This is a genomic window from Candidatus Margulisiibacteriota bacterium (assembly GCA_003242895.1).
Taxonomy (GTDB): Bacteria; Margulisbacteria; Riflemargulisbacteria; order GWF2-39-127; family GWF2-39-127; genus GWF2-39-127.
The window spans coordinates 1-24306 of record QKMY01000012.1; the positions used below are offsets into that span (position 1 = coordinate 1).

At 41.5% G+C, this 24306-nt stretch carries 22 protein-coding genes; 16 read left to right on the forward strand and 6 right to left on the reverse strand.

Going from position 1 to position 24306, the window contains the following annotated elements:
- Window positions 1-157 precede the first annotated feature (157 nt).
- Together DKM50_01025 and DKM50_01030 are read right to left on the reverse strand one after the other, a co-directional pair.
- On the reverse strand, window positions 158-2266 hold the full coding sequence (locus DKM50_01025; GenBank protein ID PZM83855.1) for a hypothetical protein: 2109 nt from the start codon (window positions 2264-2266) through the stop codon (window positions 158-160).
- Between the two features lie 25 nt (window positions 2267-2291).
- Entirely contained in the window at window positions 2292-3206 is a 915-nt protein-coding gene (locus DKM50_01030) for a hypothetical protein (GenBank protein PZM83856.1), read from the reverse strand.
- Window positions 3207-3937: 731 nt separating this feature from the next.
- Here DKM50_01030 and DKM50_01035 point away from each other — a divergent pair.
- From DKM50_01035 to DKM50_01045, 3 genes are all read left to right on the forward strand, one after another.
- Complete coding sequence (locus tag DKM50_01035; protein PZM83857.1) at window positions 3938-4696, forward strand: transcriptional regulator; 759 nt, start codon at window positions 3938-3940, stop codon at window positions 4694-4696.
- 170 nt (window positions 4697-4866) lie between these two features.
- A complete protein-coding gene (locus DKM50_01040) occupies window positions 4867-6012 on the forward strand; it encodes a polysaccharide pyruvyl transferase (protein ID PZM83858.1) in 1146 nt (381 codons plus the stop codon).
- A gap of 16 nt (window positions 6013-6028) precedes the next feature.
- The gene (locus DKM50_01045) at window positions 6029-7447 is read left to right on the forward strand and encodes an FAD-dependent oxidoreductase (GenBank protein PZM83859.1); all 1419 of its coding nucleotides are present in this window, start codon (window positions 6029-6031) and stop codon (window positions 7445-7447) included.
- 60 nt (window positions 7448-7507) lie between these two features.
- Here the strand turns inward: DKM50_01045 and DKM50_01050 are convergent, their stop codons facing one another.
- From DKM50_01050 to DKM50_01060, 3 genes are all read right to left on the reverse strand, one after another.
- Complete coding sequence (locus DKM50_01050) at window positions 7508-7888, reverse strand: hypothetical protein (GenBank protein ID PZM83860.1); 381 nt, start codon at window positions 7886-7888, stop codon at window positions 7508-7510.
- Between the two features lie 201 nt (window positions 7889-8089).
- A complete protein-coding gene (locus DKM50_01055) occupies window positions 8090-8875 on the reverse strand; it encodes a hypothetical protein (protein ID PZM83861.1) in 786 nt (261 codons plus the stop codon).
- Between the two features lie 103 nt (window positions 8876-8978).
- Entirely contained in the window at window positions 8979-9449 is a 471-nt protein-coding gene (locus DKM50_01060) for a response regulator (GenBank protein PZM83862.1), read from the reverse strand.
- 230 nt (window positions 9450-9679) lie between these two features.
- On the opposite strand from DKM50_01060, the gene DKM50_01065 reads away from it, so the two are divergent.
- Window positions 9680-10399 carry a pirin family protein gene (locus DKM50_01065; protein ID PZM83863.1) on the forward strand — a complete coding sequence of 240 codons (720 nt, stop codon included), beginning with the start codon at window positions 9680-9682 and terminating at the stop codon, window positions 10397-10399.
- Window positions 10400-10409: 10 nt separating this feature from the next.
- Here the strand turns inward: DKM50_01065 and DKM50_01070 are convergent, their stop codons facing one another.
- Window positions 10410-10820 (reverse strand): transcriptional repressor, encoded by a 411-nt coding sequence (locus DKM50_01070; GenBank protein PZM83864.1) that lies wholly within the window; start codon window positions 10818-10820, stop codon window positions 10410-10412.
- 223 nt (window positions 10821-11043) lie between these two features.
- On the opposite strand from DKM50_01070, the gene DKM50_01075 reads away from it, so the two are divergent.
- The 12 genes from DKM50_01075 (at window position 11044) to DKM50_01130 (ending at window position 24227) form a co-directional block, all read left to right on the forward strand.
- Entirely contained in the window at window positions 11044-11589 is a 546-nt protein-coding gene (locus DKM50_01075; protein PZM83865.1) for an NADH peroxidase, read from the forward strand.
- Window positions 11590-11785: 196 nt separating this feature from the next.
- Entirely contained in the window at window positions 11786-12301 is a 516-nt protein-coding gene (locus DKM50_01080; protein PZM83866.1) for a dihydrofolate reductase, read from the forward strand.
- Window positions 12302-12612: 311 nt separating this feature from the next.
- The gene (locus tag DKM50_01085; GenBank protein ID PZM83878.1) at window positions 12613-12801 is read left to right on the forward strand and encodes a ferredoxin; all 189 of its coding nucleotides are present in this window, start codon (window positions 12613-12615) and stop codon (window positions 12799-12801) included.
- A 31-nt stretch (window positions 12802-12832) separates the two neighbouring features.
- Window positions 12833-13885: a hypothetical protein gene (locus tag DKM50_01090; protein ID PZM83867.1), complete on the forward strand. Its 1053-nt coding sequence runs from the start codon at window positions 12833-12835 to the stop codon at window positions 13883-13885.
- On the forward strand, window positions 13821-14957 hold the full coding sequence (locus tag DKM50_01095; protein ID PZM83868.1) for a sulfite reductase subunit A: 1137 nt from the start codon (window positions 13821-13823) through the stop codon (window positions 14955-14957). Before DKM50_01090 ends, DKM50_01095 begins: the two co-directional genes overlap by 65 nt.
- Window positions 14954-15793 (forward strand): hypothetical protein, encoded by an 840-nt coding sequence (locus DKM50_01100; protein PZM83869.1) that lies wholly within the window; start codon window positions 14954-14956, stop codon window positions 15791-15793. Before DKM50_01095 ends, DKM50_01100 begins: the two co-directional genes overlap by 4 nt.
- 11 nt (window positions 15794-15804) lie before the next feature.
- Complete coding sequence (locus DKM50_01105) at window positions 15805-16575, forward strand: oxidoreductase (GenBank protein PZM83870.1); 771 nt, start codon at window positions 15805-15807, stop codon at window positions 16573-16575.
- On the forward strand, window positions 16572-17828 hold the full coding sequence (locus DKM50_01110) for a hypothetical protein (GenBank protein PZM83871.1): 1257 nt from the start codon (window positions 16572-16574) through the stop codon (window positions 17826-17828). The genes DKM50_01105 and DKM50_01110 overlap by 4 nt, the downstream gene beginning before the upstream one ends.
- An 11-nt stretch (window positions 17829-17839) precedes the next feature.
- Window positions 17840-21385 (forward strand): pyruvate:ferredoxin (flavodoxin) oxidoreductase, encoded by a 3546-nt coding sequence (nifJ, locus tag DKM50_01115; GenBank protein ID PZM83872.1) that lies wholly within the window; start codon window positions 17840-17842, stop codon window positions 21383-21385.
- A 20-nt stretch (window positions 21386-21405) separates the two neighbouring features.
- Window positions 21406-22404, forward strand: a complete 999-nt coding sequence (locus tag DKM50_01120; GenBank protein PZM83873.1) for a dihydroorotate dehydrogenase-like protein — start codon at window positions 21406-21408, stop codon at window positions 22402-22404.
- Between the two features lie 118 nt (window positions 22405-22522).
- Complete coding sequence (locus DKM50_01125) at window positions 22523-23455, forward strand: ABC transporter ATP-binding protein (protein PZM83874.1); 933 nt, start codon at window positions 22523-22525, stop codon at window positions 23453-23455.
- Window positions 23442-24227 carry an ABC transporter gene (locus DKM50_01130; GenBank protein ID PZM83875.1) on the forward strand — a complete coding sequence of 262 codons (786 nt, stop codon included), beginning with the start codon at window positions 23442-23444 and terminating at the stop codon, window positions 24225-24227. The genes DKM50_01125 and DKM50_01130 overlap by 14 nt, the downstream gene beginning before the upstream one ends.
- The last annotated feature ends 79 nt before the right edge of the window (window positions 24228-24306 follow it).

The window sequence follows — 24306 nt, forward strand, 5'->3', positions numbered from 1 at the left end:
ACCTCACGATGGACACCCTTGTCTTGAGCTAATGGTTGGCACTATCAACCCCCATATCGGACTTTCACCGACTAGAAAGCGCCCATGCTGGGCGCACATAAAATACCCCCCGAATACTTGGGGGGTATTATGAGAAAAATTATCATACTTAAGGAAATTAACTTTCTTTTGTCTTAGTATGTTTTAGGCTGAACTTATTGACCTCTTTTGACAGATAATCTGACATTCGTACCAGGTCACCTACATTTTCTTCTAAATTGCTGATTGTAATAGAAGCAATTTCTTCTGAAGAAGCAGTAACTTCTTCTATTGTTGATGAATTTTCCTGTGAAACTACAGAACTGGTCTCCATTATGTCAATAACTTGCTTGTAGTTATTTTTCATGGACTCGACAGCTACCTGATTGGTTTGCGATACGTTTTTTGCACTTCCGATGGAGGTTACTATCTGCCTTGAATTATCCAAGATAGATGACGAAGACTTGGCATTAGTATCGACGAATTGTTGAATAGTTCCCATTGTCTCAATTACTTCGACACTTGATGCGGTCATCTCTTCAGCGGCAGAAGATATATTATGTATTTGTGTGACAGTATCATCAACAACGAGAATAATGTCATTGAGCGCTATTTTAGCTTGTTGAGCTAATCCTGCCCCATTTTTAACATCGTTGATACCACTCTTCATAGAGTTAATTGCAAATGTCATGCCATTCTGGATTTTCTTGATTAATTCGCTTATTTCTTTTGTTGCCTTGGCAGTACGCTCTGCCAGCTTGCGCACCTCATCAGCAACTACTGCGAATCCACGTCCGTTATCTCCAGCCCTGGCTGCTTCTATTGCCGCATTCAAAGCCAATAGATTCGTTTGAGCTGCAATATTGTCAATTACTTCTATGATTTCTCCAATCTGGTCAGAATTCTCACCAAGCTCACCAAGTTTTTGTGCAGTATCAAAAACACTTTCTTTGATTTTTTCCATAGCAGTTAAAGTGGAAGAAACAACCTCTTCTCCCTTTTTCGCTACATCTGCTGCCTGATTAGATTTCAAAGAAATATCCTGTGCTTCTCTGGTAACCTCATTTATTGCTTCTGACATTTGATTAATAGTCATTTTAATATTTTTTACGCTAGTAGCAAATTGCTGTGCTTCATTTGATAATTGCGATAACGAATCATTATTGAGCATTACAATATTAACCGCAGTTTCTATTTGTTCAATCTGGGCATTTGCACCAGAGGCAATTTTATTAACTTCATCATTAATCTGTATAATATTTTGCTGCATATTGGTAACCAGATTAACCTGGCGTGAAGTCCCTGAAGCAACCTGACTGATACCCTGGGATATCTGTTCGATCGAATTCTGGGTAGTTGAAGAGGTGCTTTTGAACTTATCACTGGCATCTGTTATACCAACGGATATCTTCCAGACCCCTAACAGCAATTCATTTAGATTGTTAAGCATAACCTCCAGGGTATCAAACACCTTCCTGATTTCGTTAGGCTCTTTAGCAATGTTCCTCTGCAAATCAAAATTCAGGTTACCGGCTGTAATCTCGTGCAACACGTTTATTATTTTGCTTATATGAGTTACAAGAGACCTGATTACAAAATAAATAACTACCATTATAGCCAGGACAAAACCTGACAAGATAAATATAATGCGTATTCTTATAGAAGCCATATAATCGTTTAAGCCCTTTAAAGACATTCCTATTCTGATATAACATAAGGCGCCGGTTCCGTCATTCACAGGGACAACATATTCCATAACTTCTTTTTGAAAAGGATTGGTACGGTTTATCAACTCTTTAACTTTTAAGGCTGATTTTTCAAAGTCGTTATTTAAAAACGGTTTACCAATAGAAGACGCATCCGTATCTGCTATGCACTGCCCCTCCGGATCGACTATGGTAATATATTTGATATTTTTGTCGTTTTTAAGCTGACTTAATACTACAGATTGCAACGTTTCATAATCTGCCGCGATTACATATTCGACAGCTCTGTTTTTAAGAAACTCCGAAAGTATTTTTACTTGTACACCTTGCTGTCCCATGAGGTTGCACTTTTCCATATCTCCAAGAAAATAAAGCAGCAGACCCGAAAAAGCCAGGTTTAGTATAAATATTGGAAATGCCAGCTTGAAAAAAATGTTATTTTTTTTATTTGAACTATAGGCCAACTCTTTCATGCTATCAATACTCCCTATTCCATGATGTATTCTATGATGTATTCTATGATGTGAGAATACACAAGGCATTCTCACATCCTGTAAATCAGATTTTTTATTTAACTAAGGGACATTTCGGGTCTGCTGACCATTCAACCATTGAACCGTCATATACTTTGGTATTTTCAAACCCAACGATGTATTTTAAAGCCATTCTTACCTGTGAACTTCTTACGGCTGTCCTGCAATAAATAATAACTTCGTCGATATTATCATTTAAGCCGGCCTCTTTGAACATTTTTGTGAGTGTAGACTTATCCGCAAAAGTACCCTTTGCATCAATCAGTTCTTTATAATCATTGTGAACTGACCCGGGCATATGACCTCCACCCCTTTTTACATTATTTCCTGCAACCTGCCCGGTATACTCCTTCTCGCCTCTGGCATCCATGAGGAGAACATTAGGCTTGTTAAGTTTTGACAAGACGTATTCTTTGCTGACAATAAACTGTGGTTGCGAATTCAAATTAAATTTTGTTTTAGCAATTTGGGGAAGCTCGCTCGTCTTTTCCCGTTTTTCAGCTGACCACTTATTGATGCCGCCATCAAGGAATTGTACCTTATCATGCCCAACACTTTCGAGATACAGGATCATTCTGGCTGCTTCTCGCGCATCGGAGTTTTTCTCGTAAACAACAACTCTCTTGCTGGTGTTAATTCCGTTAGCGCCAAAAAGTTCGACAAGCTCTTTTTGTGGGGGAATTATGTTTTCAATCGGGGAGCTTTTGTCATAAATATCCCTGGTGTATAAGTTAATCGCACCCTTTATATGCCCTGCTTTATACAATTCCGGGGTTCGACAATCGATAACAACCAGATTTTTGTCATCAATTATCTGGTCCAGCTCATTTGTACTGATTAATACCGGGTACTTTCGTGAAAATTTTTCGGCACAATTTCCAGTGGAAACGATACCAAGTAATAAAAAACATAAAAAAACCGATACTATTTTATTTTTTTGCTTCATCATAATCCTCCTTAATATTTTAATTGCAACCTATTTGCAAATTATTTCTTTTAATACACATCCCTAATTACAAGGTTTACTTAATATTAAAAAATTAATATGATTTTTGCCCTTAACATTTACTACAGTTACTATTGTTGCCAACTGAAAAATATAAAACAACCTTGCCTTACAGATATTTCCGGTATTATTTTTTTGTTTCTGCTTATATTATTATTAACATTAGTTATATTTATAGACACAAGTAAAATGGTATAATTTTTAAAAATGAATGTCAAGAAATCTTTACAATTGTGAATATCCGGTAATTAAATTCAGAAAAACTGAGATAACATTCCATACACGCCGGAGCAGTGCACGGACTCTATATAAAAGCTCGATTTTTGATAAAAACCCAGGTTTTATCATTAAAATTGCAATTTACATTTATTAGGGATATAACAGATTATAGCTAATGAATTTCCACAGCAAAAACTGCCACTCATAAGTTACTGTGACCTATACTTATATTTGTCCTGTAATTTTAATTGGGTTAAAAAAGAGTCCGCCATGGAAACGAATGAAAAGAACAAACAAAGATATCCACTTCGTTCTTCCCGGACCGTAATCCGGAAATATTTAAAGTGGATACCAGCTAGCTACCCCCTAACGGAATGACTAGCATCCCTCGTTGACAATCAATAAACAATGCAATAAAATGTTTACCATATGTTAGACAAAAAGGAAATACATCTATGACAGACCTAGTTGACCTATTTTGGAACTCCCCGGTAGAAGATATTATGAAAGGTTTCAAATATCTAAAAACCTCAGAAGAGTATATTTGTTTGCTTTGTGGAGAAAAATTCGTTCAAGGAATAATCTACCAGGATGGTGATCAATTATACGATGCCGGTAAATACGCAGAAATCCACATAGCCCTAAAGCACACTTCGGTTTTTGATTATTTAATCGGCTTAGATAAAAAAATTACCGGGCTAACCGATCATCAGAGAAAACTGCTTATCTTATTCAAGCTGGGGCTGAAGGACTCGGAAATGGCAAAGGAAATGGATTGCACGAATTCCACGATCAGGAATCACAGGTTTTCGCTGTACGAAAAAGAAAAACAGGCAAAGATTTTTCTCGCTATTATGGGGCTGCTAAGTAAAAACACAGAAGCTGATAGCTTCTTGAATATTCACAGAACTGCCAAATCAATTGATGAACGCTATGCAATTACCCAGGAAGAATACGGAGAACTGCTAAAAAGATACTTCCCTAAAGGATTAGATGGTCCACTAATGAGAATGCCTCTTAAGCAGAAAGGTAAAATTGCGATATTAAAGCACATTATCACAAGATTTGACAGCCAGAAAAAATATACAGAAAAAGAGATAAACGAACTCCTGAAAAACATCTATTCTGACTACATAACCCTGAGAAGGTATTTGATTGACTACGGTTTTTTGAACAGGTATACCGACGGGAGTATGTATTGGGTTGAGGTATAAACACCCCAACCCGTTATATCAGTTTCCATCCAAAAGCTCCTAGACCAAATAGAGTTCCCTTTAATTATCAGTAATTTATTTAGTTCCATTGGTTAGTCACATGGTGTATTATCGCGCCGGAGTTAATCAAGATCATTAATTATTATTTTCAAGGTTCGAGGAGCTGAGGCATGGATGGAATAAAGCCCTACCATATTGGAATCACCGGGTCCTATGGTGGACTTAACTTAGGTGATGAGGCTATACTAAAGTGTATTATCGATCAGCTAAGGAACTCTCTTCCTGTAGAAATTACCGTGTTCTCAAAAAATCCCGAAGATACCCTAAGAAATCATGATGTCGATAAGGCAATAGCAGTGAGAGAGCTTTCCCGGGAAGAGATACTCCCCGAAATAAAAAACCTTGATCTGCTTATTGTCGGCGGAGGCGGTATCTTTTTCGATGGAGAAGTTAATATTTACTTGAGAGAAGTTATCCTTGCAAATGAGGTTGCTGTGCCGGTAATGATATATGCCGTAAGTGCAGGGCCACTTACCAACTCATCGAATAAAAAACTAATACGTGATTGTCTCAATAAAGCTGCGGTTATCACAGTAAGGGAACGTGATGCTAAGAAATTACTCGAAGAGTCCGGAATCACTTCGCGGATCCAGGTTACTGCGGATCCGGCACTTCTTCTACCCCCCGAACCGATACCTGACGATTCGCTTCAACGGGAAGGGCTGAATGCTCAGCAACGATTAATTGGAATATCAGTAAGGGAACCAGGGTTAGCTGCTCCAGATATTAACGAAAAACATTACCATTCCTTACTGGCCAATGCAGCAGATTATATGGTTGACAGGATGAATGCAGATATCGTTTTTGTTCCTATGGAACGTGAAATCCGTGATGTACAGCAATCACATGCAGTCATTGCACAAATGCTGAGACCTCAACATGCAACAGTCCTGAAAGGCGTGTATAGTCCAGGACAAATGCTCTCATTTATGAATTACTTCATGTTCGCCGTAGGTATGCGTCTACATTTCCTCATCTTTGCTGCATTACAAAATGTTCCGTTCGTCGCCCTGCCTTATGCATCTAAAGTAATCGGGTTCCTGGATGATCTGAAAATAGTAACCCCGCCAATCCATTTAGTAAATGCCGGTCGACTGATTGCTCATATAGATAACTCCTGGGATAGGCGTGAATTGATTATATCTAAAATAAAGGAAAAACTACCTGAATTGAAAAAGCGGGCAAAGCAAACAAATGAAATTGCAGTATCGCTAATACAAAGCCTTTCCCCGGGAAAAATAGATTACACTATTTAGTCCCAGGAGAACAATTATGCCAGCCTTTAAACGCGCTTCAAAAATAAAAACCATTACGCTACCTCAGCGTAGTGCCATAGTTGCCGCAGAAACAGATGTTCTCGTAATCGGCGGAGGTCCTGCCGGTTTAGGCGCAGCGCTTGGAGCAGCACACGAAGGAGCTCAGGTTATTCTTGCAGAACATTACGGGTTCTTAGGAGGTACTGCGACAGCTGCTCTGGTAACAATCATGACTTCTTATTATACCGAACACCACAGAGCAGAACGGTTGGGCGTCGATAGCCTGCTCCCTACTGACCATGGAGCTGGAAAACCGGTCATCGAAGGTGTACTTGCAACGTTAGTTCACAGGATTGAATGCGCTGGAGGAGCTTTCATGCCATCAATCAAAACAGGCTACACAGTCCCCTTTGATCCTGAAGTATTTAAGTTGGTAGCTCAAGATATGCTGGATGAAGCGGGAGTACATATGCTGTTCCATGCTTTTGCCAGCGGAATTGTTGGCGAAGAACGGACCGAGGGAGTTATTTTTGAGACAAAATCTGGGCCGGTCGTTATCCGCGCAAAGGTAATAATAGACTGTACCGGAGACGGAGATATCGCTGCATCGGCAGGAGCACCTTATGAGCTCGGACGGCATAAAGATGGTCTCGTACAGCCAATGACACTCATGTTCCGAATGGGTGACTACGACAAAGATGCATTCTCTGAATATATCAAAAAGCATCCGAATGAATGGCGTGGCGTCCATGGCCTGTGGGACCTCATTAGACAGGCAACTGAAACCGGAGAGCTCAAGTTACCCAGGGAAGATATCCTCTTTTTTGCTACACCTCATGGAAAGGAACTGATTATCAATAGTTCCAGAGTAAAGAAAGTCTTAGGGATTGATGTATGGGACCTTACCTATGCTGAATGGCTTGGCCGCCGGCAGATACATGAAATAGCAACTTTTCTTAAAAAATATGTTCCGGGATTTGGCAAATCATATATTTTACAGGCAGGAACACAAATCGGTATAAGAGAAACACGAAGGATTATCGGAGATTATAAGCTTACAGAAGATGACATATTATCCGCAAAAAAATTCGATGATGTTATTGCTCGCGGGACCTACCCAATCGACATCCACAATCCGAAAGGAAAAGGAACCATTCTCAAACGCCTCCCAGCCGGAGAGGCGTATGATATTCCACTACGCTGTCTAATTCCTAAAAATACAGAAAATATTCTTGTGGCCGGTCGTTGTATATCAGGAACGCATGAGGCACACGCCTCCTATAGAGTCATGCCCATCTGCGTCGCCACAGGACAGGCATCCGGAGTATGCGCTGCTCTTGCTGCGAAACATAACATTATACCTCGTCAGGTAAATATTCGGGATGTTCAAAAAAGTCTTAAAAACCAGAAGGCAAATCTACGCGATCGAACCTGAAAGCAGCTATAGCGAGTAATATCGGCCATCTGCTATCTTACAGACTTCAGAAATATCTGTTCAAGCAGCCTCGATGAATGTCACCCATTCATCTGGCAAGTTATCCTCAAGTTCTTCTAATGTCTCATCACTAACAGCATCTTTGGTCACACTTAATACAGTACTTAACAGTTCACGTGACTCATCCTTATCAATACCAAATTGCCGGCTTAATTCCGTAATGCTCTGATCAAGAGTCGGGGGAATTGCCTGTTGTTTTTTACCACGCAACATCTCGAAATTAAGCTGTTGGGGCAACTCTTCTGCAAGCCTTCTCGCCGGCTCTTCCGGGATACGGTTTACAAGAACACTTAGTGATGCCTTGACGGCGGCATCAGCAGCCTCTTCGTCTTCGATAAAATAGAGATCTTCTACATCATTAACAAAGTCATCATAATCCATAAAAGGCCTCCTTCCAGATATCAAACCAATCTTTTTAGGAGATAAAAAAGATATCCACTTCTTTCATCCCGGACCGTAATCCGGAAATACTTGAAGTGGATACCAGCTAGCTACCGCGCATTATAGGGTATTATGAATAACAGTCAACTGCATTTTTTCAGTTATTTTTCGGCTTATTTAAAAGATTTATTACTATCGTCGTTATTTGCCGAGCGGAAGGATAATACTGCTGCCACCCCCACCAGTCACTACCGTGGTTGGGGCTACGCCATTCCACTTCTTAACAACTTCCAGTTCGATTACTCGAGGAGAATTTGCCAAAGCATTTCCTTTAATTCTTACTGATTCAGCTTCTGCCTGTGCCTGGACAATCGTTATTTCCTTTTCTTTAAGGGCTGACTGCAACTCGTACTCTTTCTGTTTGGCCCTTTGCTGCTCTACTTGCTTACGCTCTATTGCAGCTTCTAATTCGTCAGACAAGTCAATATTGGTAATATTAAAATCATTCAAGTTAACAACTCCGCTCACTTTTTCTTTTAGCAGCGTATAAACTTCTTCTTTAACTGCGCCTCGATTCCTTACGAAATCTTCTGCAGTATATTTGGCTGTTATTGTCTTTAAAGATTCTTCCAGCCGGGGAGTAACAAAAGAATTCAAAACATTCCCGCTATATTTGGTATAGAGATCAAAAAGTTTATTTTCCGGCAAGTTAAAAAGAATAGCATATTCGACTTTAAGAGTTTGCAAATCGCTTGAAAAGGCTAAAGTTGAGTTTCTTGCTGTTTCAGTTTTTATTGTAAGTTTAATTATTTTTTGAATAAGCGGCAGCTTGAGATTAACTCCCTCTCCCAGTATCACCGGAGAAGCTTTACCTAAAGTTACCATAATTCCCCGCTCACCCGGATTAATAATTGTTACAGGAGAAAAAAAGATTAAAAGTATGATAAAAGATACTATTACTGCCACACCATACGCAATTTTTTCCATTAGATTCCCTTCCTTTTGTTAAGGTTATATTTCAGAATTACTATTCTTATTTTATGATAGTATGTTTTCTATACTAATTGCAAATTTTATTGGGTTCATTATCTTAGGCAGGGTTTTCTTCTAACATCAAACTGATCTTGTCGATTAATTCATCAAATCTAAAAGATTTTTCGAGAAGTCCATTGACACCGATGTGTTTCGCAATTTCCATAGCTTTATTTGTTAAATGACCTGAATAGAATAATATAGGTATGTCCTTAGTCTTTGCATCCATTTTCAACAACAAAGCACAATCAAAACCATTTGTATTGTCCATATTTACATCCATTACGATAATATCCGGGAAATATTGTAATGCTTTTATGCAGGCATCTTCACCGTCTTCAGCTACTATCACATCATACCCTTTCACCTGCAATAATTTTCCCACTAATTTCCGAATACATAATTCATCATCAACCAGTAATATTCTTTTTCGCATTTTCCCCTTATGATTGAAACTTCTATCAAACATGCTTATCCCTGGACCAGCTGAGTGCACATTTTTCTGTGCACACTTTTTCTTTATGCACATTTATCTGTGCAAAATACATATATTATTCTTTCTTGTTAAAAATCGCATATTTGCAGACAATACAGCCTAAATCTGATTACATCTGGTTTCTCGCTTTATTAGCATTAACAATAAATCAATTTCCACGCCAAAAGTTTATTCATTTCTTCGCTTGTTGATATTTCTCCTCCCTGGTGCTAGTATACCCGCAATTAAAATGACGGGAATGAGCATTAGCGGGAGGAAAAGCGATGAGAAGCGTAATTCATCGGGCAAATACGAGAGGTGAAGCTAACTACGGCTGGCTACATACCCGCCACACTTTCAGCTTCGCTGCTTACTACAATCCGAAAAGGATGCAATTCGGGGCATTACGCGTACTCAATGACGACCTTGTAGCCCCGGGGGCAGGTTTCGAACTCCATCCCCACGAAAATATGGAGATAATTACAATTCCTCTCTTTGGGACATTGGAGCATCAGGATGACATGGGAAACCTTTCCGATATCAGAAAAGGTGAAATTCAAATCATGTCGGCCGGGACTGGAATACGACATGAAGAATATAATCAGTCACAAACAGAAGAAGTAAAATTCCTTCAAATATGGATTCTGCCAAGGATTTTCAATATCAAACCTCGGTATGACCAGAAAAGTTTTAACTTAGCTGATCGCAAAAACCGATTACAGTTAATTGTCTCTCCTGAAGAAAATAATGAATCTATGCTTTGGATTAACCAGGATGCCTACGTCTCCATGGGTAATCTTGATGATGCTATTGAGGTAAAATACGAGATAAATATAAAGGATAACTGTGTCTATCTTTTTGTTATCGATGGGAATTGCTATGTAGGAGATGCCTTACTTAACAAACGTGACGGACTGGGAATCTGCAAGAAAACTATAAACATCCTGTCAACCTCAAGCAATACTGAACTACTTCTCATTGAAGTACCCAAAGCACATCCATGAAACCGCTTGCTTATCTGCACTGAGAACAGACACCCTTAAAATATCCATGGACTTCTTCAATACAATGACCGTCGACTTCACGCTTTCTGGCTACATCACAGGAGATATGGACATCCAAGACTTTTCCGCATATCCTGCAATAAAAATGGTGGTGAGGATCAGTGAAAAAATCGTAATTAATCCGGCTCTCCTCAGATATCTTCAGCCGGCTCACCAGCTTCGTCTCGACAAGCATCTCCAAAGTGTTATAAATTGTGGCAAAAGACAGCGAAGGGAATGTTTTTTCAAGTGCTGCCCGAATATTTTCAGCAGTGGGATGGGCTTTAGTGCCCGAAAGATACTCCATTATAGCAATACGCTGAGGTGTAACTTTCAGGCTATGCTGCTTTAATGACCGTATAATAGATTCTCTAATCTCCATATGACTTAGAACCTTTCTAATTTGGTAATGATTATAATAATCTCGAACGACTTAGTCAAGAAAATAAGTTACGTACACTTCACTAATACAATTCCTCATAAAATCACATTAATAGCACCAAAATTCATTGACAGAAAAATCAAGACGACTTATAATCGTTCCAGCTTTAGAATCATTCTATTTTCGGGAACAAAAAAAGCAATTTATTGAAAGGTGGAAAATAATGACAAAATATATATGCTTAATATGCGGTTACGTACATAAAGGAGACAGTGCGCCGGAGAAATGCCCTCAATGCAGTGCGCCTTCTACAAAATTCAAAGAACAAACCGAAACTGATCTCGCCTGGGCTGATGAACATGTTATTGGCGTTGCTAAAGATGCCGATCCAAGAATAATAGAGAGTCTCAAAATGAACTTCGTCGGTGAATGTACGGAAGTAGGTATGTACCTCGCTATGAGCAGGCAGGCAGACCGCGAAGGATATCCTGAAATAGCCGAAGCTTACAAACGGATTGCCTTAGAAGAAGCAGATCATGCATCACGCTTCGCGGAACTTCTTGGCGAAGTTGTAACCTCAGACACAAAAGCGAACCTCAGTATTCGGGTAGATGCCGAATATGGCGCATGCAAAGGCAAAAAAGAGCTTGCGACACTTGCTAAACAGCTCAATTATGATGCAATTCACGATACTGTCCACGAGATGTGCAAAGATGAAGCGCGTCATGGAAAAGCCTTCCTGGGATTGCTAAATCGTTACTTCAAATAACCTTCTTATTGCTGCTCGTTCCTTATGAAGCGAGCAGCATTTTTCTTTCAAAAAAAAAGAATCATCGTTTTCTCTCCAACCCTATGTATCATTCAATCATTATACTAACCATTCTTGACTTAACAGCTGGCGATTCGAAGACTTTACAAATCAAGCTACCTTTCATATAACATAGAGCGAAGAAAGAAGTGCAGATATGACCACGTATGCAAAAGTTATTCTCTATATTGCTTCCAGCCTGGATGGTTACATTGCCAGAGAGAATGGCGATGTCGACTGGTTATACACTGACCAGGATTACGGATATCTGGAATTCATTGATTCAATAGATATTGTTATCATGGGACGCGTTACCTACGAGCAGGTACTTGGGTTCGGAGAATTCCCTTATAAGCAGAAACGGTGTTTTGTTTTCTCACCAGACGCACCGGGAAAACGTGATAATGTTGAATTTGTGAATGAACGGGTTGAGGACTTCATCACGCGCATAAAACCAGAAAGCCATTTAAATATATGGCTTATCGGCGGATCAAACTTACTCAATCAATTTGTGCAGTATAATTTGATAGATGAGTATATAGTTTCGGTCCATCCGATTTTGCTGGGAAACGGGATTCCGTTATTCGAAAAAAGACATAAGGAAATACCATTACAGTTCACCAAATGTATAAGCTATTCTTCGGGATTAGCGCAATTATATTACACAAGATAATTATGCTTTAGACCGGAACAAAAAGATTAAGTATCGGTAACGACTATTGTTATAGACAATTTTTGATTGCATAGTAAAAAAAACCAGAAGGAATACCGGAATTAATACACTATTTATGAGCAAGAAAAAAGGAAGAGCGCTCATTGACAATTATTATAACTCACACTAGTATCGCCTTAATTCTTTTTAAGACACCAAATAGTGATTATCATCCCGGCATATCCAAAGAATATTCTCATAATACATTACAATATCAAGCTTATTTATTTATCCTGCTAGTCCTAGTTTCTTTAGCTAAAAAGGAGGTTGCCGTGAGAGCAATTGTTGACCCGGAAACATGTATCGGATGCGGGCTATGCCCAACATTATGCCCGGAAGTTTTTAGAATGGAAGGAGATCTGGCTATCACCTATACAGACCCGGTACCCGAGGTACTGGAAGACACTGCTCAGGATGCCGCGGATCAATGTCCGGTAGCAGCTATAGCGATCATAGAGTAAGGTAACTAAGTTAAACGACGAGGAGTGCATTATGAAAAAGAAATTCTTAAGCACATTATGTTCGACGTGTGAAAATGTTGCAGCTACTTTAGATTATCATGATGCTCTCAATTCTTTAGTCAAAAATTCCGCTGAGTGTCTCGATGCAAAAGCCTGTTCTCTAAGACTGCTAGACAAGACCGGAAAGACTTTAGAGATCGCAGCTACCTATGGTCTATCTCAAGCGTACATAGAAAAAGGGCCCATAGAGGTGATCAAAAGCCCTCTCGATAAAGAAGTTCTGGAAGATAGAGTCGTACAGGTTCGGGACGTTACCAATGATAGTCGCATCCCTTATCCTGAAGAAATGAAAAAGGAAGGTATCCGGTCAATACTCTCAATTCCGCTTACATTCCAGGATAGATTATTAGGCTTATTACGTATATATTCTCAATCTGAACGGGTTTTCAGCGAGGACGACATTATCATCATAAGAACTTTCGCTTCACAGGGCGGAGCAGTTATAAATAATGCAAAAAGGTATGCCCGGTTAAAAAGTATAAATGAGTTAGGCAAAATTATCACCTCCCAGTTGGATATCCAGAAAGTTCTCAATACAATCTGTCAGAGCGCTGCCGATGCTATGAACGCGAAAGGGATTTCCCTGCAATTAGTAAACAATGATACCGGAAAACTGGAAGATGCCGCTTCTTTTGGATTAAGTGAAGACTTCAAACAAAAAACTACCGTTGAAAATGACGAGTTTATTAAAGAATGCCTTAAAGGCAACGACGTGATAATCGAAAAGGCCAAAGAGGATCAAAGAGTCCCCTATCCTGCCGAACTGGAAAAAGAAGGAATACAATCTAGTATTTGCTTGCCGCTAAAGCTGAAAAACCGGGTTATCGGAACACTCAGGATATTCACAGCTTATAGCTATAAATCTGAAAAAGAAGACTTGGAGTTCCTTGCAATACTCTGCGATTTCGGAATCGTAGCCATCGAGAACGCCAGGTTGTATACGCATGTAAAAAGAGATTATGAAGACCTGCAAAAAGATGTATGGAAATGGTATGACTGGGGCGAGAGGCAGCCGCAAATATAAACAACGCATGAGGTTATGCATGGAAAACAAATATACATTGCGATATGAGAGTTTTTATAAATGGATTGGGGACCTGATTAATCAGTTCACAGTGATAGGCCCTGTACTCAAAAAACGACGCCAAACGGTTTTTGAAAAGCTGGATAATCTTGAAAGGTTTCATCTGGATTACTGTTCCACGATGTTGGCACCACGAAAATACATTTACCGGTCTCGCCAAAAATTAATGGACTTCGATAGAGAAAACAATAGCATCAGTTCTGCAGAGGTCGAAAAAATAAGTCAGATAATTATCGGAATACATCCTTGTGATATGCAGGCGATAACCGTTCTGGACAGAACTTTTTTAGGAGATTATACCGACGCCTATTACAGTGCGTTAAGAGATGGCTCGATAACCATCGTCCTGAATTGCAATAATGCCTGCAACAAAGGATTCTGCGCTTCAATGAATACCGGTCCGTTCCTACGGCTTCACGAAGGCTACGACATGGAAATAACAAGATTTACAGACCGTCTTCTAATCGAAGCTAAGACAGATAGAAGTGTTCATTTGATTGAGAAAGCCAGCGGTCTCAAGGAGGTCCGGGAGGCTGATCTGACAGAAAAATCCGAGATAGCAACGAAAGCAACTGCCTCGTTTACAAAAAGTATCGATACCCGCAATTTACCGGAACTGCTTTTGAGAAATATCGGACATCCCGTTTATAAGGACACCGCCGATAGTAGATGCCTGGGATGCACCAACTGCACTATGGTATGTCCGACCTGCTTCTGCTATAACTTCGAAGAAACCACCTCTTTCGACCTGAAAAAAACCGAAAGAAACCGTTACTGGGATTCTTGTCAGGAGTTACATTTTGCCCAAGTACATGGAGGTAATTTTCGTTCTTCTCGCGAAGCACGTCTGCGGCAGTTCGTCACACATAAACTTGGTACCTGGATTGAACAATACGGATGCTTCGGATGTGTCGGATGCGGCAGATGTATGACCTGGTGCCCGACCGGCATTGATCTTACTGAAATGGCCATACAAATACAGGAAGACTATAAACTTGGGAAGATAAAATGAAACAGGATCAATCAAATCCACTGATACCAAGGCAAGCAATCTTAGAAAATAAGTTCCCGGAAACCAGCGATACCTGTTCGGTAAAAATCGCGCTTACCGATAATGACGGATTCTCATTTAAACCCGGACAGTTCAATATGTTAGGTATACCCGGGTTTGGTGAGACGCCGGTCTCTTTTAGTTCGCTTATGCTTGATAAGAACAGCTTCATGCATACTATCCGGTCCGTCGGTAATGTTACAGATGCAATCTGCAAACTGAATATCGGGGAGCAACTCAATCTGCGTGGCCCTTTCGGTAATGGCTGGCCAACAGAAAAGGTCACCAATAAAAATATCCTTCTGATCGCCGGAGGCATCGGCATAGCCCCGCTAAGACCGGTTATCCATTTATTACTTAAAAACCATTTAAACTACAGAAAATTGTTCCTGCTTTATGGAGCGCGTACTGACCGGGATATGTTATTCAAAAACGAGATTAAAGAGTGGACGGAATCGAAAAACATATCAGTTTTATTATCCGTTGATGAAAAATCAACAGAAAATCTGATTGATGCTCGCGTTGGTCTGATCACATCCCTACTCGATGAACTGAAGGTCCCTTGGCAGGAATCAATCGCTTTCATCTGCGGACCGGAAATAATGATGCGGTTCGTATCAAGATATCTGATTATTCATGGAATGAATAGCAAGGACGTATTCGTGTCTATGGAAAGAATGATGAAATGCGGTATCGCTGCATGCGGCCACTGTCAAATCGGTGCAAAATTCGTGTGCAAAGATGGTCCGGTGTTTGCTTATCCTGATATTAAAAGATTTGCGGATACGTTACTTTAGGAGTAGCTATTATGGAAAAAAGCAAACCTAAAATAGGAATTTTCAAATATTCTTGCTGTGCGGGATGTGAATTCCAGCTGATCTATTTTCAGCAAAGAATAATAGAAACATTTGCTGCAGTCGATATCATCTACTGCAGAATGTTGCAGTCCGGCGGTATCGAAGACGGTCCGTTCGATATTGCACTGATCGAAGGGGCAATCACCGAAGAATGGCAGGCTTCTCAGTTAAAAAAGGTGAGGGAAGCAAGCCGCTACCTGATCCCAATCGGTTCCTGCGCAGTGTGCGGCGGCGTTCCGGCAATAAAAAATACCACAGCTGAATATGACATTGAAAAAAGAGTGTATAAAAACACTTCCGTTATTCATTCCGTCAAAACAAACCCGATCGATCATTATGTAAAAACCGATGGCTACATTCGGGGCTGTCCCATAGGAGAGCGCGACCTGACAGAAATGGTTATTTCTTTACTGCTCAACAAAAAACCGGAATTCTTAGAATACTGTGTATGTGTCGAATGTAAAATCAAAGGAAATACCTGTGTACTGGTAGCCTATAACGAACCATGTATGGGACCGGTCACTAACGCAGGCTGCGGCGCGCTCTGCCCTTCTAATAATAGGGCTTGTTACAGTTGCTGGGGACCCATGGCAGATGCAAATTCTTTAGCGCTGGCCAATGAGTTTGCAGCAAGAGGGCTTAGCCGCGAAGATATTTTCAGAAGGTTTACTGAGTTCGGGCAACCGACGGACGCATTTAAGGCAGGACAGGTGAAAACATGATCCAAAATGAACGAATTGATATTGATTACCTGGCGAGAGTCGAAGGTGAAACGAATATCCGGATAGAGCTGGAACAAGAGCCGGCTATTGAACTGAGGATATTTGAGCCGCCAAGATTTTTTGAAGGGTTCCTGGTAGGAAGAAAATTCGATGAAGTCGGGGATATTGTGTCCCGCATATGCGGTATATGCCCAGTCTCGCATATGACAACAGCTATTCTGGCACTTGAAGTAGCAATGAATATAAAAGTAACGGAACAAACAAAGATAATACGAAGAATAATGAGCATCAGCCAGATTATTGCCAGTCATTTGATCCACCTGTATATGCTTGTTATGCCGGATTATTACAAGCGTCCTGGCATAGTTCAAATGCTACCCGACTTTGGAGTAGAAATAAATCGCTTAATGAAAATTAAAACAGGCATCAATGAACTAACAGGGCTGATCGGAGGACGGGCACTGCACCCGGTCACGCATATGCCCGGGGGGTTCACCAGAATTCCTGCGCAAAACGAGTTCAATAGTATTCTAACCAAGCTTAAGCAAATAAAAGATGATGGAAAAGAAGTAGTAAAAGATATGGCAGCACTAAGCCTTCCGGAATTTCATTCGGATTCGGAATATGTTGCTCTGGGTGCTGAGGATGAGTACGCTATAAACGGAGGACAAATAATTTCGACGTTTGGACTGGATATTCCTGTAGCTGACTATAGATCCCATTTCGAGGAGTCAGAAGTAAATTACGCACGGGCAAAGTATTCGATTATCAAAGGAAGAGCAGACTTTGCTACCGGAGCTTTATCCAGACTCAACCTCAAATTCGATAGGCTCAATGAAGAAACGAAGCAACTAGCTGAAAACATTGGGTTCAGGGTACCTGACAATAATCCTTTTCACAACATTCTGGCACAGGCGCTGGAAGTGTTTGACGGCATTCTCATGTGCATACACTTACTTGAAAACACTCCATTTCATGATGAAGAACGGAATAAGGTGATCAATTCAGGAGAAGGCGGAGCCATTACCGAAGCACCTCGAGGACTACTATACCATTGGTACCGCGTAGACCGGAAAGGTATCGTAACGGCAGCAAATCTGATAACACCTACATCTCATAATTTTTTGAATATCGAAAATAATCTGAGGGCCCTTGTAAAGAAAAATCTGGATAAAGACCGTGAGACTATACAGCTATTATGCGAAAAATTAGTGAGAGCTTATGACCCTTGTTTTTCATGTTCAGTACACTGAAGGAGTCTTTTATGAATAGAAAAAAAGTATCAATTGATGGGAACCAGGCAGCTGCTTATTGTGCCTATCATTTAAACGAAGTTATTACCATTTATCCAATAACTCCATCGTCGCCTATGGGAGAGCTGGCTGATCAGTGGTCGAAGGAAAATGTGTCTAACATTTGGGGTACAGTGCCGCATGTGACCGAGATGCAGAGTGAGGCCGGAGCCGCAGGAGCTGTTCACGGATCACTGCAAACAGGTGCACTTACGACTACGTTCACTGCTTCTCAAGGGTTGCTGCTCATGTTGCCGAACATGTACAAGATAGCCGGAGAGCTGAACTCCACAGTATTCCATGTCACGGCCCGGACAATAGCAACACATGCGTTATCAATCTTCTGTGACCACAGCGATGTCATGGCTGCAAGATCAACCGGATTCGCATTACTCGCATCTAATTCTGTTCAGGAAGCCATGGATTTTGCTTTAATCGCGCAGGCAGCTACACTGGAATCAAGAATACCGTTCCTGCATTTTTTCGATGGGTTCCGTACCTCTCATGAGATATCGAAAATCGAAGAACTCACGGTCACAGACCTGCGTGCCATGATTGACGAAACGCTGGTAAGACAGCACCGGGAACGCGCTTTATCACCCGACCACCCATTTATCCGAGGCACTTCACAGAACCCTGACGTATTCTTCCAGGCCCGAGAGACTGCCAACCCCTACTACGCAGCTTGCCCCAGCATTGTCCAGAAAATTATGGACAAGTTTGCCGGCATTGCGGGCAGGCAATATTCATTATTCCAATATACCGGTGCACCGGACGCAGACAGAATAATCGTACTAATAGGTTCCGGAGCGCAAACTGTACAAGAAACCGTTGAACATCTCAACCGGCACGGAGAAAAAGTCGGTGTGCTCAAGGTCAGGCTTTATCGGCCGTTTTCCCTCGAACATTTTATCGCGGCTATTCCAAAAACCGTAACGAATATTACCGTACTCGACAGGACAAAGGAGCCGGGCAGTCAAGGCGAACCGCTCTACCTTGATGTCGTAGCAGCTATTAATGAAGCACACGACAAGGGAATCTCGCATTTTTCTCAGCCACCCCGTATAACCGGTGGCAGATATGGGCTCTCCTCAAAAGAATTCTATCCCCCGATGGTCAAAGCGATATTTGATAATATGGACAAAAACATCAACCATTTTACTGTCGGAATAAAAGATGATGTGACCTATAATAGCCTTGATTATGACGAAAGTTTCTCTATAGAACCGGAAGACAGGACCCGCGCTATTTTCTACGGACTAGGTGCTGACGGCACTGTAAGCGCGAATAAAAACTCTATTAAAATTATCGGGGAAGGAACAGATAATTATGCCCAGGGATATTTTGTTTACGACTCACATAAAGCCGGATCGCTGACCATTTCACACCTCAGATTTGGTCCTGCACCGATTGACGCGCCCTATCTTATTACCCAAGCAAACTTCGTAGCCTGCCATCAATTCGAGTTCGTAGAACGGCTGGATATTCTCAAAGTCGCACAGCACAACGCTCCCTTCCTGCTCAATAGTCCTTACCCGGAGGAACAGGTCTGGGATCACCTGCCCCGAACAGCTCAGGAGCATATCATTAATAAGAATTTACGCTTCTTTGTTATCGACGCGTATAAAATAGCCAGGGACATCGGATTGGACGTACGGATCAACACCATAATGCAAACATGTTTTTTTGCGCTCAGTAAGGTTATCCCCATTGAAAATGCTATTAGCACAATAAAACATTCCATTGAAAAATCTTATGGCAAACATGGCGATGTTATTGTGAAGATGAATTTCCAGGCTGTCGATGAAGCGCTTAACAATCTACACGAAGTTAAGGTCCCGGGAAAAGCAACAAGCAGCTTTGATTTTCGTCCGGTTGTTCCTGACAATGCACCGGAATTCGTGCAGATTGTTACTGCAAAGCTCCTTACCTATGAAGGAGACGATCTTCCGGTCAGTGCTTTTGCTCCCGACGGAACATTTCCAAGTGGTACAACAAAATATGAAAAACGAAATATTGCCAAAGAAATCCCGGCGTGGGATACAAATACCTGTATCCAATGCGGAAAATGTTCCCTGGTTTGCCCCCATGCGGTTATTCGTGCAAAAGTCTATGACCCTGCCATTCTTGAACATGCACCGGACACCTTTAAATCAACCCCGGCACGCATGCGCCCCTTCCAGGATAAGCTTTTCACATTACAAGTTTCGCCCGAAGACTGTACCGGATGTACGCTTTGCGTCGTCGTGTGCCCTGCAAAAAACCAGCAAGAACCCCGGCTCAAAGCAATTAATATGGTGCCGCAGGCCCCTATCCGCGAACAGGAAGTAAAGAACTGGGAATTCTTTTCTCAGATACCTGAGATCGACCGGAGCAAGCTTAATCTTAGTCTGGCAAGAGATATCCAATTCCTTCAGCCGTTATTCGAGTTTTCTGCCGCCTGTGCCGGTTGCGGAGAGACCCCGTACCTCAAACTCCTAAGCCAGCTTTTCGGTGAACGAATATATATCGCTAATGCTACCGGATGCAGCTCTATCTACGGCGGCAATTTACCAACAACTCCCTGGACTACTAATCGCGAGGGAAAAGGTCCGGCCTGGTCCAACTCCCTGTTTGAAGATAATGCCGAATTCGGGTTCGGAATGAAGCAGGGCCTGAATAAGCAAATCGAATATGCCAAAGAACTGCTGCAAGGCATGTCAGAAGCAATTGGTAACGACCTGGTTGAAGCGCTCCTTAACGCAGAGCAGAACTCTGAGTCTGATATCGATCAGCAACGTGAGCGAATCAAAACTTTGAAAGAAAAATTGGCTATGCTGGATGACGATAACGCAAAAATGCTCTTAAGCATAGCAGACCTGCTAGCCCGGAAAAATGTATGGATAGTAGGAGGCGACGGGTGGGCTTATGATATCGGTTATGGGGGACTCGATCATGTACTGGCATTAGGGGCTAACATAAATATCCTTGTACTTGATACCGAAATATACTCCAACACCGGAGGTCAGATGTCCAAGGCTACACCACGCGGAGCCGTCGCCAAATTCGCAGCTGCCGGGAAAAAAACCGCAAAAAAAGATCTGGCTATGCTGGCTATGGTCTATGGAAACGTCTATGTCGCCAGAATTGCCATGGGTGCGGATGACGCTCAGTCAATCAAAGCATTCCGGGAAGCGCAGGCATACGATGGTCCGTCAATCATTGTCGCTTATAGCCACTGCATCGGCCAAGGATACAATCTTGCTTACGGAATGCAGCAACAGAAAGCAGCAGTCCTTTCAGGGTACTGGCCCCTGATCAGATATAACCCGGCACTCGTAAAAGAAGGCAAATCACCACTGCAACTTGATTCAAAACCGGCGAGTATTCCACTCGAAGATTACATCTATAACGAAACACGGTACAGTATATTAGTCCATAGTAATCCGGAAGAAGCGAAATTGCTTTTAGCACGGGCAAAGGAAGACGTTGCAAAGCGCTGGAAGCTCTATGAACACTGGGCAAAACTGCCAGTATAATGCGTCAAGGAGGTAAGGACATGGTAGACCTAAGCACTGAATACATGGGACTGAAGTTAAAGAACCCGCTGGTTGCCTCTTCATCGCCTTTGAGCCAGGATATGGAAAACCTTCGCCGCATGGAGGAATCCGGTATAGCAGCGGTAGTGATGTACTCACTTTTTGAAGAACAGATAACAGCGGAAAGTAAAGAGTTAAACCGATATCTGGTACAAGGAACAGAGAGTTTTGCGGAATCACTCACCTATTTACCTGATTTCGGCAATTATAAGATAGGGCCCGATGACTATCTTAAACATATTGAAAATGCTAAGAAGCTCATAGGTATACCAGTCATTGGAAGTCTTAACGGAGTCTCTACAGGAGGATGGACGCGTTACGCAAAATTGATTGAAGAAGCAGGAGCAGATGCCTTGGAGTTAAACACCTATTACCTGAGCACAAGTACGGACATTACTTCAGGTCAAATAGAAAAAATATATATTGATCTTGTCAAAAACATCAGGAATAGCATCAGCATACCGATAGCTGTTAAGCTCAGCCCTTTTTTCAGTTCTATTCCGAACATGGCATTTCAACTAATTGAAGCAGGGGCAAATGCTCTCGTACTGTTCAATCGTTTTTACCAGCCGGATCTGGACATAGAAGCAGAAAAGGTTGTTCCTAATCTGGTTTTGAGTACTTCGGAAGAACTGCGGATGCGGCTTCGCTGGGTAGCGATTCTTGAGGACCGGATTAAAACCGATATGGCTATAACCGGTGGCGTTCATACGGTTGATGACGTTGTCAAATCTATAATGGCAGGAGCAAAGGTAGCAATGATGACTTCTGCATTATTAAAAAACGGTATAAGTCATATAACGCTACTGATAGAGGGTTTGACCAGATGGCTGGAAGAGCACCATCGGAGGTCGGTTCGTCATTTGCAGGGGGTAATGAGCCAGCGTTCAGTGGCTGATCCTGCTGCTTTTGAACGGGCTAATTATATGAAAACCCTGGCTTCATATAAAGAAATTTAAGATTATTTTGAGGTATCTCTGCACTCTATGGAGCAAAAAAAGCTTTGTACCAATCCAGAAAAATATACTATAATCTGGCGATCATACCAGATCAAATGACAAAGAAATTACTAAATATATGAAAAAAAATATAATCAGTGTCACTAATGTAAAAAAATCTTTTGGCACCTTCATAGCTCTCAACAATGTCAGTTTTGAAGTGCAGGAAGGCGAGTGTTTTTCACTGCTCGGACCGAATGGAGCAGGGAAGACCACCATGATGAAAATGATCTATGGCCGGAGTATTCGCGACAAACACGATCACGGAAACATAAGTGTTTTTGGCTGTGATCCTGCAATGAACGAGCTGGAGATCAAGTATCTCTCCGGCATTGTTCAACAGGAAAATAATGTAGATGAAGAACTTAATGTCAAAGAGAACCTCGATATATATGCCCGTTTCTATGCGATCCCCGCAAAATCCGCCCAAGAAAGGATCAGCAGCCAACTTGATTTCATGGAACTTTCCGACAAAAAGTATGCCCACGTGAAAGAGCTTTCAGGAGGAATGAAAAGACGGCTGGTTATTGCCAGGGCGTTGCTTAATAATCCAAAACTGCTCATTCTCGATGAACCGACAGCAGGATTAGACCCTCAGGTCAGGCACTTAATATGGGACAAGATAAGATACCTCAAAAAAGAAGGCACAACTGTCCTGCTGACCACGCATTATATGGAAGAAGCTTTTCAGCTTGCCGATAATATTATGATCCTCTACCAGGGAGAAAAGGTCGCCGGTGGAAACCCCAAAGAACTTCTTAAGCACACTATCGAAAGCTATGTTCTGGAAGTGCAGGACAAAAGCGAACTATCTCACATCAAACAACTTTTGAGCACGATGTCAGCACGGCTCGATGAAGCTCGTGACATCCTATTCATATTTTCGGACACAATTGATGATCTTAAAAAATTTTCAACGATCTTGAAGCCGGGTACTTTCTTATTACGACAGACTAATCTTGAAGATCTCTTTCTCAAGCTAACAGGGAGGAAACTTCATGAAGAACGGTAACGGACCTTGTCCTTCTTTCTGGCACAGGATCAGCAGTGTATGGTACCGGCACATGAAAGTCTATACAAAAAACATTGTCACCAATGGATTTCCACCTTTCCTCGAACCGTTAATCTTTTTATTCGGCATAGGGTTAGGTCTGGGAAATTACGTCTCGACAATGGAAGGCGTTCCCTATATTCAATTCCTGTCCTTAGGGCTCATACTGACTTCTGCGATGTTCACCGCCGCGTTTGAGTGCACATATGGTACTTATGTCCGGTTGGAATTCGAAAAAGTTTATGACGGCATGCTTGGCGCACCTTTAACAGCGACAGATTTGCTGCTTGGAGAAATACTCTGGTGCGGCACAAAAGGTTTATTTTTTGCTACTGCCGTCCTGACAGTTATATCGATATTCGGTATACTGCCGATTAAACTATTTCTTATCGTCCCGATTATCGGATTCCTGACAGGGATTATGTTTGCAGCCCTCTCTCTTCTGGTAACTTCTTTTGTGAATGACATCAACCAGTTTAACTTTTATTCTACCGGGTTCATCTCTCCGATGTTCTTCTTTTCAGGTGTGGTGTTTTCTCTTGGAAGCCTTCCACCGATATTGAGAATAATTGCTGAATTATTACCTCTTACCCATACCGTAAGGCTATTGAGAATGCTGAGTGTTATGCAATTGAATTCGATGGTCTTGGTCGATATAGGTTATATTGTCATCTTTACGGTTGTGATGAGTTATCTTGCAATCAGGCAATTGAAAAAACGATTGATTAGCTAACAGGCTTTGTAGTCCTTAGCTCCGAGTATATGATTTATTAAAAAAGAGCTAAGGATGCTATCACTGCCGCTCCTTAACC